The sequence below is a fragment of the Paraburkholderia fungorum genome (assembly GCF_003610895.1).
In the GTDB taxonomy this organism is placed as follows: domain Bacteria; phylum Pseudomonadota; class Gammaproteobacteria; order Burkholderiales; family Burkholderiaceae; genus Paraburkholderia; species Paraburkholderia fungorum_B.
In genome coordinates, this window is the sequence record NZ_MCAS01000024.1 from 20,506 (window position 1) to 38,132 (window position 17,627).

The following is a 17,627-nucleotide window of genomic DNA, read 5'->3' on the forward strand; positions in this document are numbered from 1 at the left end:
GTGTGACGGCGTTGTTTCGGCTGCAGGCGATGCGGCTGTCATGAGCGCGGCTCATATCCGCGGCCTGCGCGGCCTTTCGTGAAACGGTTAGGCGGCGTTATGTCGCCCATTGCTGTTCGATCAGCTTTAACGCGGCGGCGATCGCCGGCTCGTCCCGGCGTTCAGCCAGCGTGATAAAGCTGAGCTGGGTGGGCACCGTGACGCCCTCGACGATAGTCAACGCATGCGCATGCGCTTCGGCAATCGCGGTAGCGTCGCGTGCGAGCGTCAGACCGACGCCTGACTTGACCAGATCGAGCATCGACGGCTCCTGATCCACTTCTGCCACCTTAACCGGTTTTACGCCGGCCTCGTCGAAACGGCGCGACAACAATCTATTGTGCGCGGACGCGGGCGGCGTCCAGATCCACGGCAGCGCGGCGAGCGAACGCCAGTCGCGCACGCCCTTCACGCGGTCTTTCCAGCCTGCCGGCGCGAGCACGCGATACTGGAAGTGCGTGAGCGTCACGGCGTGAAAGGCGGCACCGTCACGGCTATCGTCTTCGGACGGCAGGCCGATGTAATAGCCCACATCCAGTTCCCCCGCACGGACCTGTTCCAGCACCCAGCCCGACATGCCGTGGCGCAAGGCCGTTTCGATGCGCGGCCAGGTTTCCACCAGCTGCTTGAGAAAGCCGCCCAGGCGCAGAAACGCCGGATCGAGGATCGTGCCGATCTGCAGTCGACCGCGCACTTCATGGCGCAGCGACGCCGCGGCGCGCTGCACGTCGTTCGCGGCTCCCAGCGCGCGCTCCGCATGGGGCAGCAGGGCCTGGCCATCGCGGGTCAGCGAAAGCCCGTGCGAGGTCCGCGTGAACAGCGTCACGCCAAGCGTCTCCTGCAAATGCTTGATTTGCAGGCTGACGGCGGGTTGGGTCAGGTGAAGTTGCACCGCGGCACGCGTGAGGTTGCCCTCGCGCGCGACGGTGACGAACGCCCGTAGCAGAGTCAGATCCATATCCTGATATTAGCTCGGCTTATAGCGCAGTTGAGCATTACTCATTGGATTTGTCGCCCCGAAGCGCCGTACGCTTGCGTTCATCACGCCGATGGCGGTGCGCAGAAGACCTTTACAGGACGAGGACAGGAAGATGAGCGAGACATACCAGGACGAGACCGTGCGGAGTGAGACGAGTGCGCGCGCGCTGACCCATTTCATCAACGGCAAGACGGTCGAGGGTACGAGCGGCCGCTTTGGCGACGTCTTCAATCCTGCGCTTGGCAGCGTGAGCGCCCGCGTGCCGCTGGCGAGCGTCGCGGAAGTAGACGCGGCGGTTGCGGCCGCCAACGCCGCGTTCCCCGCATGGAGCGAAACCGCGCCGATCAAGCGGGCGCGCGTGCTCTTCAAGTTCAAGGAATTGCTCGACCGCCACCATGACGAACTGGCGGAGTTGATCACGCGCGAGCACGGCAAGGTGTTTTCCGATGCGAAGGGCGAGGTGATGCGCGGCATCGAGATCGTCGAATTTGCATGCGGTATTCCGAATCTGTTGAAGACCGACTTTACCGATCAGATTGGCGGCGGCATCGACAACTGGAACCTGCGTCAACCGTTGGGCGTGGTCGCCGGCATTACGCCGTTCAATTTTCCGATGATGGTGCCGTGCTGGATGTTTCCGGTGGCGATCGCATGTGGGAACACGTTTGTGCTGAAGCCCTCCGAGCGCGATCCGTCCGCCTCGAACCGGCTGGCCGAACTGTTGAAGGAAGCGGGATTGCCGGATGGCGTGTTCAACGTCGTGCATGGCGACAAGGTCGCGGTGGATGCGTTGCTTGTGCATCCCGAGGTGAGTGCTTTGTCGTTTGTCGGTTCAACGCCGATTGCCGAGTACATCTATACGGAAGGCACGAAGCATGGCAAGCGCGTGCAGGCGTTGGGTGGTGCGAAGAATCACCTCGTGGTGATGCCGGACGCGAATCTCGATCAGGCTGTCGATGCGCTGATTGGCGCCGCGTATGGATCCGCGGGCGAGCGTTGCATGGCGATTTCCGTGGCGGTCGCGGTGGGACATATTGCTGACGAGCTGATCGAGCGACTGACGCCGCGAGTGAAGAGCCTGAAGATTCTGAACGGCATGGAATCGGACGCCGAGATGGGGCCGTTGGTCACTGCGGCGCATCGCGAGAAGGTGGCTTCTTATATCGATGCCGGTGTTGAGGCGGGTGCGAAGCTGATTGTCGATGGGCGCGGTCATCAGGTGGCCGGGCATGAGAAAGGATTCTTTCTTGGCGGCACGCTGTTCGACGACGTCTCGACCGATATGAAGATTTATCGTGAGGAGATTTTTGGTCCGGTGCTGTGTGTTGTGCGAGTGCCGGATTTTGCTTCTGCTGTTGAGTTGGTTAACTCTAACGAGTTTGCTAATGGGGTGGCGTTGTTTACCTCCGATGGTGGCGTGGCTCGGGCTTTTTCGCGGCAGATTCAGATCGGGATGGTGGGGATTAACGTGCCGATTCCTGTGCCGATGGCTTGGCATTCTTTTGGTGGGTGGAAGAGGTCCCTCTTTGGGGATCATCATGCCTACGGGGAAGAGGGAGTTCGGTTTTATACACGGTACAAGAGCATTATGCAGAGGTGGCCCGATAGTATCGGGAAGGGGGCTGAGTTCACTATGCCGGTGGCTAAGTAGGTAGTTTGGTTGGTTTGCCTGCGCGGCGCTTGGGCTGTGGTTTTGGGGTGTTGGCGTTTTCTTGCTTTGTTTGTGGTCTGGTTTGGCTGTGTTTTTATGGTGTTGGCCTTTCCTTGTTGTGTTAGTGGTCTGGTTTGGCTGTGCGCTTACGGCGTTGGCCTTTCCTTGTTGTGTTAGTGGTTTATTAGCGTTGCCCCTGTGCGGGGCGGCACTTACTTTCTTTGCCGCCGCAAAGAAAGATAAGCAAAGAAAGCGGCTCACCCCGCCAGCTTATAAGTGGGTCCCCTGGCTTGGAGGGGGTAGTGGTGCATCTGGAATCTGTGTTCTCGCACATTCAGCTTTAGTGACACAGGACTCATCAGCTCCCACTCCGCACTGCGTGCGTCGCGGATGGGTCTGCCAGGGAAACCGGGAGGCTTCGTTTGGGTTCGGTGGGGCCCATCGGCTTCGCCTCGGCGAAGCGCCTGATCGGTGGGTGGCGAGTTGCCGGGCACATGCAGTCGACAGTGCGCGAGTGTGAATGCGGGATGTTGAGCGAGGTGGCCACAGCCATCGCGTGTGAACGGAATGGGCACAAGTGAATCAACGTTTTTTGAGGGACGTTTCGGCGCGCGCAGCGCCGCCGGAGGTATGACTGCCTTGTCACTAACGCGGAGTGTGCGAGAGCACAGATTCCAGATGCACCACTACCGTGGCTGCGCGGGGGACCCGCTTAAGAGCTGGCGGTGTGAGCCGCTTTCTTTGCTTATCTTTCTTTGCGGCGGCAAAGAAAGTAAGTGCCGCCCCGCACAGGGGCAACGCTAATAGACCATTAAGAAATCAAGGAAAGGCCAAAGCAGTCAGAACAAGGAAAGACCAAAGAAACCAGAGCAAGGAAAAAGGCCAACACCACAAGAAAACAGACAAGCGCCGCGCAGGCAAAAAAAAGATTAGGAGCCGAAACAATGAGCATCACGGAGAAACCCCAAAAACCCCCCCGCCGCCTGGAAGGCGAATTCGACTACATCATAGTCGGCGCCGGCACGGCAGGTTGCGTCCTCGCCAACCGCCTGTCGGAAGACCCGGAAATCCAGGTCCTGCTCCTGGAAGCCGGCGGCAAGGACGACTACCACTGGATCCACGTGCCGGTAGGCTACCTCTACTGCATTGGCAATCCCCGCACAGACTGGCTCTACAAAACGCAAGCAGAACCCGGCCTGAACGGCCGCTCCCTCTCATACCCACGCGGCAGAGTCTTAGGCGGCAGTTCGTCGATCAACGGCATGATCTACATGCGCGGCCAGCGCGAAGACTACGATGAATGGGCCCGCGTCACCAACGACGCCGCCTGGTCATGGAACGCCGTCCTCCCCATCTTCAAACGCAGCGAAGACCACCACGCCGGCGCGTCCGAATCGCATGGAGCCGGCGGCCCATGGCGCGTCGAAAAGCAGCGCCTGAAATGGAAGATCCTCGAAGAGTTTTCACAAGCGGCACAACAAACCGGCATACCCGCTACCGATGACTTCAATCGCGGCGACAACACCGGCGTGGGCTACTTCGACGTCAATCAGAAACGCGGCATCCGTTGGAATGCGTCTAAAGCATTCCTGCGTCCGGCGCTCAAGCGCCCGAATCTCACCGTCATCACCGGGGCCCACACACAACGCGTCGTGTTCGAAGGACGGCGCTGCACCGGTGTCGAATATCGCGGTGACAACACCGACTATCTCGCCAAAGCCCGTTGCGAAGTGATCCTCAGTTCCGGCGCGGTCAACTCACCGCAATTGCTCGAACTCTCCGGCATCGGCAATGGCGCGCGTCTGCAGAATCTCGGCATCGAGGTCGTGAAGGATCTGCGCGGTGTCGGCGAAAATTTGCAGGACCATCTGCAATTGCGAATGGCCTATAAAGTCGACGGTGTGCGCACGCTCAATACCGCCTCCGCCCATTGGTGGGGCAAGCTGATGATCGGCATGCAGTACGCGCTCTTTCAAAGCGGTCCCATGTCGATGTCGCCGTCGCAACTCGGTGCATTCGCCAAATCCGATCCGGACGATCGCGCACTTACGCGCCCCGATCTCGAGTATCACGTGCAGCCGCTCTCGCTCGATCGCTTCGGTGAACCGCTGCATCGCTTCAACGCGTTCACCGCATCGGTGTGCCACTTGCGGCCAAGCTCGCGTGGCAGCATTCATATCGGATCGCCCGATGCCTCGGCGCCGCCGCTGATCGCGCCGAACTACCTGTCCACCGATTACGATCGGCACGTCGCTGCCAACGCGTTGCGCCTCACGCGCCGCATTGCCGCGGCGCCCGCGCTCGCGCCCTATCGGCCGCAGGAGATCCTGCCTGGCATCCAGTACCAGACGGAAGAAGAACTTCAGCAGGCCGCCGGCGCGGTCGGCACGACCATCTTTCATCCGGTCGGTACCTGCCGGATGGGCACTGCCGGCGATTCCGAGGCCGTTGTCGACAATCGGCTACGTGTTCTCGGTGTTGACGGTTTGCGTGTGGTCGATGCGTCAATCATGCCGTCCATCACGTCGGGCAACACCAACTCGCCTACGCTGATGATCGCCGAACGCGCCAGCGACATGATCCGTGAAGATCGTCGCGCACGCCTCACCGGCAGCGTTCAGGTTCAGACAAGCGCTACGCCGTCCATGTCCGCTATGTGACAGCCAGGGGAGGCGAGGCCGTGGCACGTACCTCGAACCTCCCTTGGGACATTGCTCCGGCATGCCTCGAGCAGAATGCGAATGCTGCTCGAGCCTGCCTGAGGCTCACTTATGCAGTCGTCATCCACTAAGTGCAAATCCCAATGAATGCGCTGCATCATTGGCGCGACAATGGCAGCCATGCTGCGTGTCGCCCCATGGATTACCGTCCGGATTGGTGCAGCACGCCAACGAGCGGCACGGGGGTGTCGCCGTCATCAAACGTCGCGCAGCCGTTCGCGCGGAAGATCGTAGTGCTTCGCCTTACTCCGTATGGAAGGGAACATGATTCTCGGCGATACGATTCTCGAAACGCGCGGCCTCACCCGCGAGTTCAAAGGCTTCATCGCCGTCAACGGGGTGAACCTGCGCGTGCGCCGTGGCTCGATCCATGCGCTGATCGGCCCCAATGGGGCAGGCAAGACCACCTGCTTCAATCTGCTCACCAAATTTCTTGAACCGACCGCGGGCCAGATCGTCTTCAATGGAATCGACATCACGAATGAACGGCCGGCGCAAATCGCCCGGCGCGGCATCATCCGCTCGTTTCAGATCTCTGCCGTATTTCCGCATCTGACAGCATTGCAGAATGTGCGAATCGGTTTGCAGCGCGTGCTCGGCACGGCATTTCATTTCTGGAAGAGCGAGCGCACGCTGCACCAGCTGGACGATCGGGCGATGGACCTGCTCACGCAAGTGGGTTTGACCGATTTCGCCGATGTATTGACCGTCGAGCTGTCATATGGCCGCAAGCGTGCGCTGGAAATCGCCACTACGCTCGCCATGGAGCCTGAGTTGATGCTGCTCGACGAACCCACGCAAGGTATGGGCCACGAAGACGTCGATCGCGTCACGGCACTGATCAAGAAAGTGTCGAGCGGCCGCACCATCCTGATGGTCGAACACAACATGAATGTGATCGCGGGCATTTCCGACACCATTACGGTCCTGCAACGGGGTGAAGTGCTCGCCGAAGGCAGCTACGCCGAAGTGTCGAAGAATCCGCTTGTGATGCAGGCCTATATGGGCAGCGCGGACGCAGCGCTTGCCGGAGCCCACGCATGAATACGATTGCCGAGCGCGAGAGCGTCGAGGTGAGCGGCACGGCTGGGGGTGCCCCCGCGCTGGAGATCGCGGGTTTGCAGGCATGGTACGGGGAGTCCCATATCCTGCATGGCGTTGATCTGACGGTGAACCGCGGCGAAGTTGTCACGCTGCTGGGTCGTAACGGCGCGGGGCGCACCACCACACTGCGCGCGATCATGGGGCTGACCGGCCGGCGCACCGGTTCGATCCGCATCGGCGGACGCGAAACCGTCAACTTGCCTACCCACCGCATTGCCCATTGCGGCATCGGTTATTGCCCGGAAGAGCGCGGCATTTTTTCGAGCCTCTCATGCGAGGAGAATCTGTTGTTGCCACCGCCTGTCGGCGATAAGGCGCACATGATGTCGCTCGAAGAAATCTATTCGATGTTCCCGAATTTGCAGGAACGCCGCATGAGCCAGGGCACCCGCCTTTCGGGAGGCGAACAGCAGATGCTGGCCGTCGCGCGCATTCTGCGTACCGGCGCGAGTTTGCTGCTGCTCGACGAAATCTCGGAAGGCCTCGCGCCCGTCATCGTGCAAGCGCTCGCGCGCATGATCATGACGCTCAAGGCGCGCGGCTACACGGTCGTGATGGTCGAACAGAATTTCCGCTTTGCGGCGCCACTTGCCGATCGCTTTTACGTGATGGAGCACGGTGCGATCGTCGAGCACTTCGAGGCCAGTGAGCTCGAAAGCAAGATGCCGGTGTTGCACGACCTGCTGGGCGTATAAATAACGTCCGATTGCCTCTGATAACCACAAGTGAAGAAACAGGAGACAGGAATGAAAAAGAACCCACTCGCGCGGCTTGCCACACTGTGTTTCGCGGTTGCCGCCGGCGCCGCGTTGACGATGAGCAGCGCGCAAGCGGCTGACGACGCGGTGAAGATCGGCTTCATCACCGACCTGTCAGGTCTGTACGCCGACATCGACGGCCAGGGTGGCCTCGAAGCGATCCGCATGGCGATCGCCGACTTCGGCGGCAAGGTGAACGGCAAGCCGATTACGCTGGTCTACGCCGATCACCAGAACAAGGCGGATATTGCCTCGTCGCGCGCCCGTGAGTGGTTCGATCGCGATGGGGTCGATTTGCTGATCGGCGGCACGAACTCGGCGACCGGTCTGGCGATGAATACCGTGGCTGGCGAGAAGCACAAGGTCTACATCAACATCGGCGCCGGCGCCGACACGCTGACCAACGAGCAATGCACGCCGTACACGGTCCATTACGCATACGACACGACGGCGCTGGCCAACGGCACGGGTTCGGCGGTGACGAAGCAGGGCGGCAAGACGTGGTACTTCCTGACGGCTGACTACGCCTTCGGCAAGGCGCTGGAGAAAGCGACTTCAGACGTGGTGAAGGCGAATGGCGGCCAGGTGCTGGGCGCCGTGCGCGCGCCGCTGTCGGCCTCGGATTTCTCGTCGTTCCTGCTGCAGGCGCAGGCCTCCAAGGCGCAGATTCTTGGCCTTGCGAATGCCGGCGGCGACACGGTCAACTCGATCAAGGCCGCGAAGGAATTCGGCATCACGAAGACGATGAAGCTGGCAGCGCTGCTGATGTTCATCGACGACGTGCACAGCCTGGGTCTGGAAACCACGCAAGGTCTCGTGCTGACGGACAGCTGGTACTGGAACAAGGATGCCGCCACGCGCAAGTGGGCGCAACGCTACTTCGACAAGATGAAGAAGATGCCGTCGAGCCTGCAGGCGGCCGACTACTCGGCGACCATGACCTATCTGAACGCGGTGAAAGCTGTCGGCTCGACGGACAGCGACAAGGTGATGGAGCAGCTGAAGAAGACCAAGATCGACGACTTCTACGCGAAGGGCTACATCCGTCAGGACGGCAGCATGATCCACGACATGTACCTGATGCAGGTGAAGACGCCGGCGGAATCCAAAGAGCCGTGGGACTACTACAAGATCATGGCGACGATCCCGGGTGAGCAGGCGTTCACGACCAAGGCACAGACGCGCTGCGCTATGTGGAAGTAAGCCTGGATTGATAACCAGATGACCGTCTGTGTGTCCCGTCCGGCGGGCTGTGTTTAGTGCGGTATTGGTACACAGGCGGGCGGCGAACTGCTTCATATGCCGCGTGTGATCGGCCGGTCAGCATGCCGGTCGCACGCCGGCCGGACCGTACATAACCGATCTCTCCCTGACGATGGCTTAAGGGATTAAGGCTTCAATGGAAATCTTTGGCGTTCCGCTACCGGCGATGCTGAGCCAGCTGTTGCTGGGGCTCGTGAACGGCTCGTTCTACGCGATTCTGAGCCTGGGCCTTGCAGTGATCTTCGGCTTGCTCAACGTGATCAATTTCGCGCACGGCGCGTTGTTCATGCTCGGCGCGATGCTCGCGTGGATGGGCCTGTCGTATTTCGGTCTGCCTTACTGGGTGATGCTGGTGCTCGCGCCGCTGATTGTCGGCGTGTTCGGCATCGTGATCGAACGCTCGATGCTGCGCTGGCTGTACAAGCTCGATCACCTGTATGGGCTGCTGCTGACCTTCGGACTCACGCTGGTTGTCGAGGGCGTGTTCCGGTCGGTCTACGGTTCGTCCGGCCAGCCGTACGACGTGCCGTCCGCACTGTCCGGCGCGACCGATCTCGGCTTCATGTTCCTGCCGAACTATCGCGCGTGGGTGGTGGTGGCATCGCTCGTGGTCTGCTTCGCGACATGGTTCGTGATCGAGAAGACGCGCCTCGGCGCCTATCTGCGCGCAGGCACGGAAAACCCGAAACTGGTCGAGGCGTTCGGCGTCAACGTGCCGTTGATGATCACGCTCACCTATGGCTTCGGCGTCGCGCTGGCGGCGTTCGCCGGGGTGCTGGCCGCGCCGGTGATTCAGGTCTCGCCGTTGATGGGCCAGCCGATGATCATCACCGTGTTCGCAGTGGTCGTGATCGGCGGCATGGGTTCGATCATGGGCTCGATTCTGACCGGCCTGATGCTTGGCGTGATCGAAGGGCTGACGCGTGTGTTTTACCCGGAAGCGTCGGCGACCGTCGTCTTCGTGATCATGGCGCTCGTGTTGCTGGTGCGCCCGGCGGGTCTCTTCGGCAAGGAAAAATGATGCAGAGAAAAGTGCTCTACGGTCTGCTGCTGATCGCGCTTCTCGCGGTGCCCGTGCTCGGCATCTATCCGCTGTTCGTCATGAAGGTGCTGTGCTTCGCGCTGTTCGCTGCCGCCTTCAATCTGCTGATCGGCTACACGGGTTTGCTCTCGTTCGGTCACGCGATGTTTCTCGCCTCGGCCGGTTACATCACCGGCTATGCGATGCAGACGCTCGGCTTTTCACCTGAGCTCGGTGTGCTGGCCGGCACTGCGGCGGCGACGCTGCTCGGGCTGGTGGTCGGCCTGTTTGCGATCCGCCGGCAAGGCATCTACTTTGCGATGGTGACGCTGGCGCTCGCGCAGATGGTCTATTTTGTGTTCCTGCAGGCGCCGTTCACGCACGGCGAGGACGGGCTGCAAGGGGTGCCGCGCGGCAAGCTGTTCGGCTTGCTGGATCTCTCGTCGGACGTGACGCTGTATTTTGTCGTGCTGGCCGTGATGGTGGCGGCATTCCTGCTGATCGTGCGGATCGTGCACTCGCCGTTCGGGCAGGTGCTGGTGGCGATCAAGGAGAACGAGCCGCGCGCCGTGTCGCTCGGTTACGACACCGATCGCTTCAAGCTGCTGGCTTTCATTCTGTCCGCGGGGCTCGCCGGTTTGGCGGGTTCGCTCAAGGTGCTGGTGCAGGGCTTCGAGACGCTGAGTGACGCGTACTGGACCATGTCGGGTCTGGTGATCCTGATGACGCTCGTGGGTGGCATGGGCACGCTGTTCGGCCCGCTGCTGGGCGCGGCGCTGATCGTGGCACTCGAAGACCGGCTCGGCGATATCGGCACGGCGCTGGCAACGACGACAGGGATCGACTGGTTCCGCTCGCTAGGTGAATCCGTGACCATTGTGACGGGCGTGATTTTCATTGCCTGCGTGCTGGCGTTCCGGCGCGGCATTGTCGGTGAGATCGTTGCACGCGTGCGGCCATTGCGGGCCTGAAACAGCACGGTAATTTTAAATTGCTTTGGCATCCGATATAATCCGGCGGTCATTAAATCTGCCGGCATTAATCTCGCGTTGCGCGCGTATCGGCGCTGGTGATCGAAGCCGCACAGAACGCGCCCCAAATTTGTGCCGCAGTGCACCACTAGGGTAATTGCTAGTTGTAAGGAGTTAGGTGCTCGTTTAATCTTCATGCAGTTCTGATGCACCACGAATTTTGCAGGTGGAGAACGAGGAGACAATGAGGCACTCAGTGCCCAGACGAAAGCGCTGTTGGATTGATATCCAACAGCGCTTTTTATTTGTATTTTCCAAAGCGTCATTCAAATCTTCCGCTAATTCGATGCCCCTTTTTGGTTCATCGAACCGCCCCTAAATTCACCTGTTGCTACCCTGCAAAATGCTTGCAGCGCGGGGCTTTCGTCCGCTAAACTCGCCATTCACCGACCGCCTGGTCGGGGATTTGAATTCACGGATTTAAATTCAAACGAATAACGGGGCAGATTGAGGAGCGGAATGAAGTCGGCATTGCGTTGGATTAGCGCGGCATTAGTCGCTGCCGGGGTATCCGCGGTATGGAGCGGCCATGCATTCGCGGACGTGAAAATCGGCGTCACACTGTCGGCAACGGGGCCGGCCGCGTCGCTTGGTATTCCGGAAAAGAACACGATCGCGCTGCTGCCGAAAGAGGTAGCGGGCCAGAAAATCGATTACGTCGTACTTGACGACGCCACGGATTCGACCCAGGCCGTCAAGAACGCGCGCAAGCTCACAAGCGAAGATCACGTGGATGCATTGATCGGCTCGACTGTCGTGCCGAACTCGCTGGCCATGATCGACGTCGCCGCCGAAAGCGCCACACCGATGATTTCCATGGCCGCCGCGGCGAGCATCGTCGAGCCGATGGATGCCAGGCGCGCATGGGTCTTCAAGACGCCGCAGAACGACATTCTGATGGCCACTGCGATCGCGCAGCACATGGCGAATCACGGTGTGAAGACGGTCGGGTTTATCGGCTTTGCGGATGCATATGGCGAGAGCTGGTTCAAGGAATTCGGCAAGGCGGCCGATCTCGCGAAGATCAGGATCGTCGCGAACGAACGCTTCGCGCGCAACGATGCTTCGGTGACCGGTCAGGTGCTGAAGATCATGTCGCAGAATCCTGACGCGGTATTGATCGCCGGCGCGGGCACGCCGGCCGCGTTGCCGCAGAAAACGCTCAAGGAGCGCGGCTACAAGGGCAAGTACTATCAGACGCACGGCGTCGCCAATAACGACTTCCTGCGCGTGTGCGGCAAGGATTGCGAAGGCACCTATCTGCCGGCAGGTCCGTTGCTGGTCGCTGACCAGCTGCCTGATTCGAACCCGGTGAAGAAGTCCTCGCTTGCTTACAGGCACGCATACGAGGCTGCGTACGGCGCCGGCTCGGTATCGACATTCGGCGGTCACGCGTGGGATGCAGGCTTGCTGCTGCAGCGCGCGATTCCACTTGCACTGAAGAAAGGCCAGCCGGGCACGCCTGCGTTCCGCGAAGCGCTGCGTGCGGCACTCGAAAACACGAAAGACATGCCCGCTTCCCACGGCATCTTCAACATGAGCGCGAACGACCACGCTGGTCTCGACCAGCGGGCGCGCGTGATGGTGGAGATCGTCGGCGGCAAGTGGAAGCTGTCTGGCGACTGAGCGAAGGCGAAGCGATACGGGAGCCCATCACAAAAGACGCGTGCAGTTGACGCGTCTTTTTTATTGCCCGCGTTTGATGGATGGCGATACGTGAAATGCGCCGGGAAGGTGAACGGTTAGTGATGAAAGCGCGGCAAAAAACGCGGCTTAAGCGGCCGGTTTCAGGACAAACCCGTATCCGGGCGACAGTCTATTGACCGCGGGTGATGCAGAACGCAATACTACTAACATGTTAGTGGTTCGCACATAAGAATCGCAGCAAAGGTTCGCAGCAGGGGAGTGGCACCAGAACGGCGAGGGCGTTGACGCTGAGCAGGGAAAACCATGCTTGGCATGCCCGGACCCTATAACTAGATTCAGACACCCGGCCCGTGCGCCGGATTACAGATACGCGCTTCAAAGCGTTTGGAGACTTGCATGAAAAAGACAAAGCAATGGGTACGCACCGGTATCGCAATGGCGTTGATGTGCGGCGCGGGCGCCGCCTTCGCGCAGGTGAAAATCGGCGTCACGCTGTCCACCACGGGGCCCGCCGCATCGCTCGGGATTCCTGAAAAGAACACGATCGCACTGCTGCCGAAAGAGATCGGCGGCAAGACGGTGCAGTACATCATTCTCGACGACGCATCGGACACCGGCAAGGCCGTGCAGAACACGCGCAAGCTGATCGACGAAGATCACGTCGACGCCATCATCGGTTCGACCGTCACGCCGAATTCGCTGGCGATGCTCGACCCCGCAGCCGAAGGCAAGACGCCGGTGATCTCGCTGGCGGCATCGGCCGCGATCATTTCGCCGATGGATGCGAAGCGCGCATGGGCCTTCAAACCGCCGCAAAACGACAGCCTGATGGCTGACGCGATCGCCGACTACATGGAACGTCACGGCGTGAAGACGGTCGGCTTCATCGGTTTTGCGGATGCATACGGCGACGGCTGGAACAACGTTTTCACCGCTGCGGCAGCGGCGCACCATCTGAAGATCGTCTCCAACGAGCGCTTTAACCGTACCGATGCGTCGGTGACGGGCCAGGTGCTGAAGACGATGGGCGCGAATCCGGATGCGGTACTGATCGCCGGCGCGGGTACGCCGTCGGCATTGCCGGCCAAGACGCTCAAGGAGCGGGGCTACAAGGGTAAGGTCTATCAGACGCACGGCGTCGCCAACAACGACTTCCTGCGCGTGTGCGGCAAGGATTGCGAAGGCGAATTCCTGCCGGCCGGCCCGATCCTGGTGGCCGATCAGTTGCCGGAATCGAATCCGGTGAAGAAGTCGTCGGAAGCCTACAAGGCCGCGTATGAGAAGGCGTATGGCGCGGGCTCGGTGGCGACCTTCGGCGGTCACGCCTGGGATGCCGGCCAGATGCTGCAAGCGGCGATTCCGGTGGCACTGAAGACGGCTCAGCCGGGCACCGAAGCGTTCCGCGTGGCATTGCGCGGTGCACTGGAAAACATCAAGGAGCTGCCGGTCTCGCACGGCATCATGAACACCACGACGACCGACCACAATGGCCTCGACAAACGCGCACGCGTGATCGTGCAGATTGTCGACGGCAAGTGGAAGCTGCAGAACGACTAATAACAAAAGCGGTACGCGCCTCTCGCGCAACTTGCGGCGACTGATGCCGCATTGCCATTCTGTTCGATAACAATGGCAACGACCGCCGCGCCGGAACACGGCGCGGCGGTCGCCTTTTCAGGCATTGCAGGTCGGTGGCCGGCCGCGGGTTCTGCCGCCACGACTATTTCCCGGTTTCGATTTCGACGCTTCAGGACGAGGAAGTATGGATCTATCAATTGCGGCGATCCTCGCGCAGGACGGCATCACCACCGGCGCGATTTACGCGCTGCTCGCGCTCGCGCTGGTGCTGGTGTTCTCCGTGACTCGGGTGATCTTTATCCCGCAGGGGGAGTTTGTGTCGTACGGCGCGCTGACACTCGCCGCACTGCAGACGCAAAAATTTCCTGCGACGTGCTGGTTGCTGATGGCGATGGGCGCGGCCTGCTTTGTCGTCGAGATAGCGGGGCTGGTGCGGCATCCCGAAAGACGCCGCCATGCGGCTCGCACGCTGGTGACGCTGGTCGGCAAATACCTGCTGTTCCCGATCGCGGTTTACGCGCTCACACAAGGCGTTTTCCTGCACCCGCTGCCGATGATCGCGCAGATCGCGCTGACGCTGCTGATCGTGATTCCGATGGGGCCGTTCGTCTACCGGCTCGCGTATGAGCCGATCGCGGAGGCAACCACGCTGTTGTTGCTGATCGTGGCAGTGGCGGTGCACTTTGCGATGGTCGGCCTCGGACTCGTGATGTTCGGCGCGGAAGGCTCGCGCACCACGGCGTTCTCTGATGCGACCTTCAATATCGGCAGCCTGTCGATCTCCGGGCAGAGTTTGTGGGTGGTCGGCACGGCGGTGGTGCTGATCGGCGGCCTGTATCTGTACTTCGATCGTTCGATCTCCGGCAAGGCTTTGCGCGCGACCTCGGTGAACCGGCTCGGCGCACGGCTCGTCGGTATCGGCACGACGCAGGCGGGGCGCCTCGCGTTCACGCTCGCTGCGGGGCTCGGCGCGCTGTGCGGCATCCTGGTCGCACCCTTGACCACCATCTACTACGACTCGGGCTTCCTGATCGGTTTGAAGGGCTTCGTGGGGGCAATTATCGGCGGCCTGGTCAGCTATCCGCTGGCCGCAGCGGGTTCGATCCTCGTCGGTTTGCTGGAGTCGTATTCGTCGTTCTGGGCGAGCGCTTATAAGGAAGTGATCGTGTTCACGCTGATCATCCCGGTGCTGCTGTGGCGGAGTCTCGCCAGCCCGCACTCGGAAGAGGAAGAGGAGTGACGCGATGAAACGGATCATGCAAAACAAGTTCTTCTGGTTGTTCCTCGTGGTGCTGTTCGCACTGCCGGTATTGCCGCACCCGATTCACGTCCCCGAGTACTGGGTGACGCTGCTCAACTACATCGGCCTCTATTCGATCGTCGCGATCGGCCTCGTGCTGCTGACGGGTATCGGCGGGATGACGAGTTTCGGGCAGGCGGCGTTCGTCGGTATTGGCGCGTACGCGACGGCATATCTGACGACAACGTACGGCGTGTCGCCGTGGCTCGCGTTGATCGCGGGCGTGGTGGTGACCGCGTTGATCGCGCTGATGCTGGGTCTCGTGACGATGCGGCTGTCCGGCCACTTTCTGCCGCTCGGCACGATCGCGTGGGGGCTCGCGCTGTTCTATCTGTTCGGCAACCTGGAGATGCTCGGTAAGTACGACGGCATCAACGGCATTCCGGTGCTGAATGTTTTTGGCATCGACCTGGAGTCCGGTCGCCACATCTATTACCTGATCTGGGTGGTGGTGCTCGGTGCGGTGATTTCTGTTCAAAATCTGCTTAATAGCCGGCCTGGACGGGCGATCCGTGCCCTGCGCGGCGGCGGCATGATGGCCGAAGCGATGGGCGTCAACACGGCGTGGATGCGCGTGGTGATCTTTGTCTATGCCGCGGTGCTGGCATCGATTTCCGGCTTCCTGTACGCCCATCTGCAGCGCGCGGTGAATCCGACACCGTTCGGTCTGAATCACGGCATCGAGTTTCTGTTCATGGCGGTGGTGGGGGGCGTGTCGCATGTCTGGGGCGCGGTGCTCGGGGCGGCGATCCTGACTGTGTTGCAGGATTATCTGCAGACGTTGCTGCCGAAGCTGCTTGGCGAGAACGGCAACTTCGAAGTGATCGTGTTCGGCATCCTGATGGTGCTGCTGCTGCAATACGCTCGCCAAGGGGTCTGGCCGTTTGTCGCGCGGTTTTTCCCGAAAGGGCCGCGTGCGCATCTGTCGGACCATGCAGAGCCGTTGCCGCAACGCAGCAAGCCGGCCGCTGGTGAAGATCTGCTGACCGTGAATAAAGCGCGCAAGCAGTTCGGCGGTCTCGTTGCGGTGAACGATGTCAGCTTCGAGGTGAAAGCGGGGCAGATCATCGGTTTGATCGGCCCGAATGGTGCGGGCAAGTCGACCACCTTCAATCTGGTCACGGGCGTGTTGCAGGCAACGAGTGGAGAGATCACGTTCCGCGGCGAGCGTATCGATTCGCTGAGTTCACGTGAAATCGTCAAACGCGGCATTGGTCGCACGTTCCAGCACGTCAAGCTGTTGCCGGGGATGACGGTGCTGGAGAACGTTGCGATCGGCGCACATCTGCGAGGACAGGCCGGCGTGTGGCGCAGTGTTGCGCGGCTGAACGGCGCTGAAGAAGCACGCTTGATGGCCGAAGCGGCTCGCCAGATCCGCCGTGTAGGGCTCGAGCAGCATATGTATGACGAGGCGGGCAGCCTGGCGTTGGGGCAGCAGCGCATTCTCGAAATTGCTCGCGCATTGTGCTGTGACCCGACCTTGCTGCTGCTGGACGAGCCTGCCGCAGGTCTGCGGTATCAGGAAAAATTGCAGCTGGCGGACTTGCTGCGCCGCCTCAAGGCTGAGGGCATGAGCGTGCTGCTGGTCGAGCACGATATGGATTTCGTGATGAATCTCACCGATCGGTTGGTGGTGATGGAGTTCGGTACGCGGATCGCGGAGGGTTTGCCGCAAGATGTGCAGCAGGATCCGGCTGTGCTCGAGGCGTATCTGGGCGGGGTGGAGTGATGGAGAACACGATGAATGCGGCAACGCCGATTCTTGATGTGAACGGTTTGTCGGTCCGCTATGGCAAAGTCGAAGCGCTGCACGGTGCGGCAATCAAAGTGCGACCCGGGCAGATTGTTTCAGTGATCGGTCCGAACGGCGCGGGCAAGTCCACGCTGCTGAACGCGATCATGGGCGCATTGCCCACGACGGGTCATGCAAAGGGCGCAGTGCTCTACCAAGGTGAAGACGTCAGCGCGGTACCGGTCGAAAAGCGGGTCGCGCGCGGCATGTGCCTGGTGCCGGAGAAACGCGAGCTGTTCGCGTCGATGACGGTTGAAGACAATCTGGTCCTCGGCGCCTATCGGCGCAAGCGGGCAGGGGAGCGCAACTTTCTCGATCAACTCGAACCCGTCTTTACACTTTTCCCCCGGTTGAAGGAGCGGCGGAGGCAGGCGGCCGGAACGTTGTCGGGTGGGGAGCGTCAGATGCTGGCAGTCGGCCGTGCGTTGATGGGCAAACCCGATTTGCTGATGCTCGACGAACCAAGCTTGGGCCTTGCGCCGTTGATCGTGAAGGAAATTTTTCACATCATTAGCGCGCTGCGGCAGACCGGTGTCGCGACCTTGCTGATCGAGCAAAACGCGCGCGCTGCGCTGCAGATTTCCGATTATGGCTATGTGCTTGAAACCGGTGAGCTGGCGCTGGAAGGACCCGCGGCCGATCTCGCGCAGAATCCGCGCGTGATCGAAACGTATTTGGGACTGGCCAAGAAAGTGGCTTAGCTCACGATTTTTGCTCGTGGCGCTGTGGTTTAAGGCGGTGTGT

The 17,627-nt window shown here is 60.8% G+C and carries 13 protein-coding genes; 12 read left to right on the top strand and 1 reads right to left on the bottom strand.

Annotated features, from left to right (window positions below; all coding sequences use genetic code 11):
• Positions 1-97 precede the first annotated feature (97 nt).
• Positions 98-997, bottom strand: coding sequence for a LysR family transcriptional regulator (locus BCY88_RS22625; protein WP_120346416.1), 900 nt, complete (start codon positions 995-997; stop codon positions 98-100).
• A 133-nt stretch (positions 998-1,130) separates the two neighbouring features.
• On the opposite strand from BCY88_RS22625, the gene BCY88_RS22630 reads away from it, so the two are divergent.
• The 12 genes from BCY88_RS22630 (at position 1,131) to BCY88_RS22690 (ending at position 17,584) form a co-directional block, all read left to right on the top strand.
• Positions 1,131-2,669: a CoA-acylating methylmalonate-semialdehyde dehydrogenase gene (locus BCY88_RS22630; protein ID WP_120346417.1), complete on the top strand. Its 1,539-nt coding sequence runs from the start codon at positions 1,131-1,133 to the stop codon at positions 2,667-2,669.
• Positions 2,670-3,613: 944 nt separating this feature from the next.
• A complete protein-coding gene (locus BCY88_RS22640; protein WP_120346418.1) occupies positions 3,614-5,329 on the top strand; it encodes a GMC family oxidoreductase in 1,716 nt (571 codons plus the stop codon).
• A 324-nt stretch (positions 5,330-5,653) separates the two neighbouring features.
• On the top strand, positions 5,654-6,433 hold the full coding sequence (locus BCY88_RS22645) for an ABC transporter ATP-binding protein (RefSeq protein WP_028198418.1): 780 nt from the start codon (positions 5,654-5,656) through the stop codon (positions 6,431-6,433).
• The gene (locus BCY88_RS22650) at positions 6,430-7,188 is read left to right on the top strand and encodes an ABC transporter ATP-binding protein (protein ID WP_120346419.1); all 759 of its coding nucleotides are present in this window, start codon (positions 6,430-6,432) and stop codon (positions 7,186-7,188) included. Before BCY88_RS22645 ends, BCY88_RS22650 begins: the two co-directional genes overlap by 4 nt.
• Before the next feature lie 51 nt (positions 7,189-7,239).
• Positions 7,240-8,454 carry an ABC transporter substrate-binding protein gene (locus tag BCY88_RS22655; RefSeq protein ID WP_120346420.1) on the top strand — a complete coding sequence of 405 codons (1,215 nt, stop codon included), beginning with the start codon at positions 7,240-7,242 and terminating at the stop codon, positions 8,452-8,454.
• Between the two features lie 196 nt (positions 8,455-8,650).
• Positions 8,651-9,535, top strand: a complete 885-nt coding sequence (locus BCY88_RS22660) for a branched-chain amino acid ABC transporter permease (RefSeq protein WP_120346421.1) — start codon at positions 8,651-8,653, stop codon at positions 9,533-9,535.
• Positions 9,535-10,506 (top strand): branched-chain amino acid ABC transporter permease, encoded by a 972-nt coding sequence (locus BCY88_RS22665; protein ID WP_183081430.1) that lies wholly within the window; start codon positions 9,535-9,537, stop codon positions 10,504-10,506. The genes BCY88_RS22660 and BCY88_RS22665 overlap by 1 nt, the downstream gene beginning before the upstream one ends.
• Before the next feature lie 519 nt (positions 10,507-11,025).
• A complete protein-coding gene (locus BCY88_RS22670) occupies positions 11,026-12,192 on the top strand; it encodes an ABC transporter substrate-binding protein (protein WP_120346423.1) in 1,167 nt (388 codons plus the stop codon).
• 417 nt (positions 12,193-12,609) lie between these two features.
• On the top strand, positions 12,610-13,770 hold the full coding sequence (locus tag BCY88_RS22675) for an ABC transporter substrate-binding protein (RefSeq protein ID WP_120346424.1): 1,161 nt from the start codon (positions 12,610-12,612) through the stop codon (positions 13,768-13,770).
• Between the two features lie 205 nt (positions 13,771-13,975).
• Entirely contained in the window at positions 13,976-15,031 is a 1,056-nt protein-coding gene (locus tag BCY88_RS22680; RefSeq protein ID WP_120346425.1) for a branched-chain amino acid ABC transporter permease, read from the top strand.
• Between the two features lie 4 nt (positions 15,032-15,035).
• Positions 15,036-16,820 (top strand): branched-chain amino acid ABC transporter ATP-binding protein/permease, encoded by a 1,785-nt coding sequence (locus tag BCY88_RS22685; RefSeq protein WP_120346426.1) that lies wholly within the window; start codon positions 15,036-15,038, stop codon positions 16,818-16,820.
• 11 nt (positions 16,821-16,831) lie between these two features.
• A complete protein-coding gene (locus BCY88_RS22690) occupies positions 16,832-17,584 on the top strand; it encodes an ABC transporter ATP-binding protein (RefSeq protein ID WP_183081427.1) in 753 nt (250 codons plus the stop codon).
• Positions 17,585-17,627 lie beyond the last annotated feature (43 nt).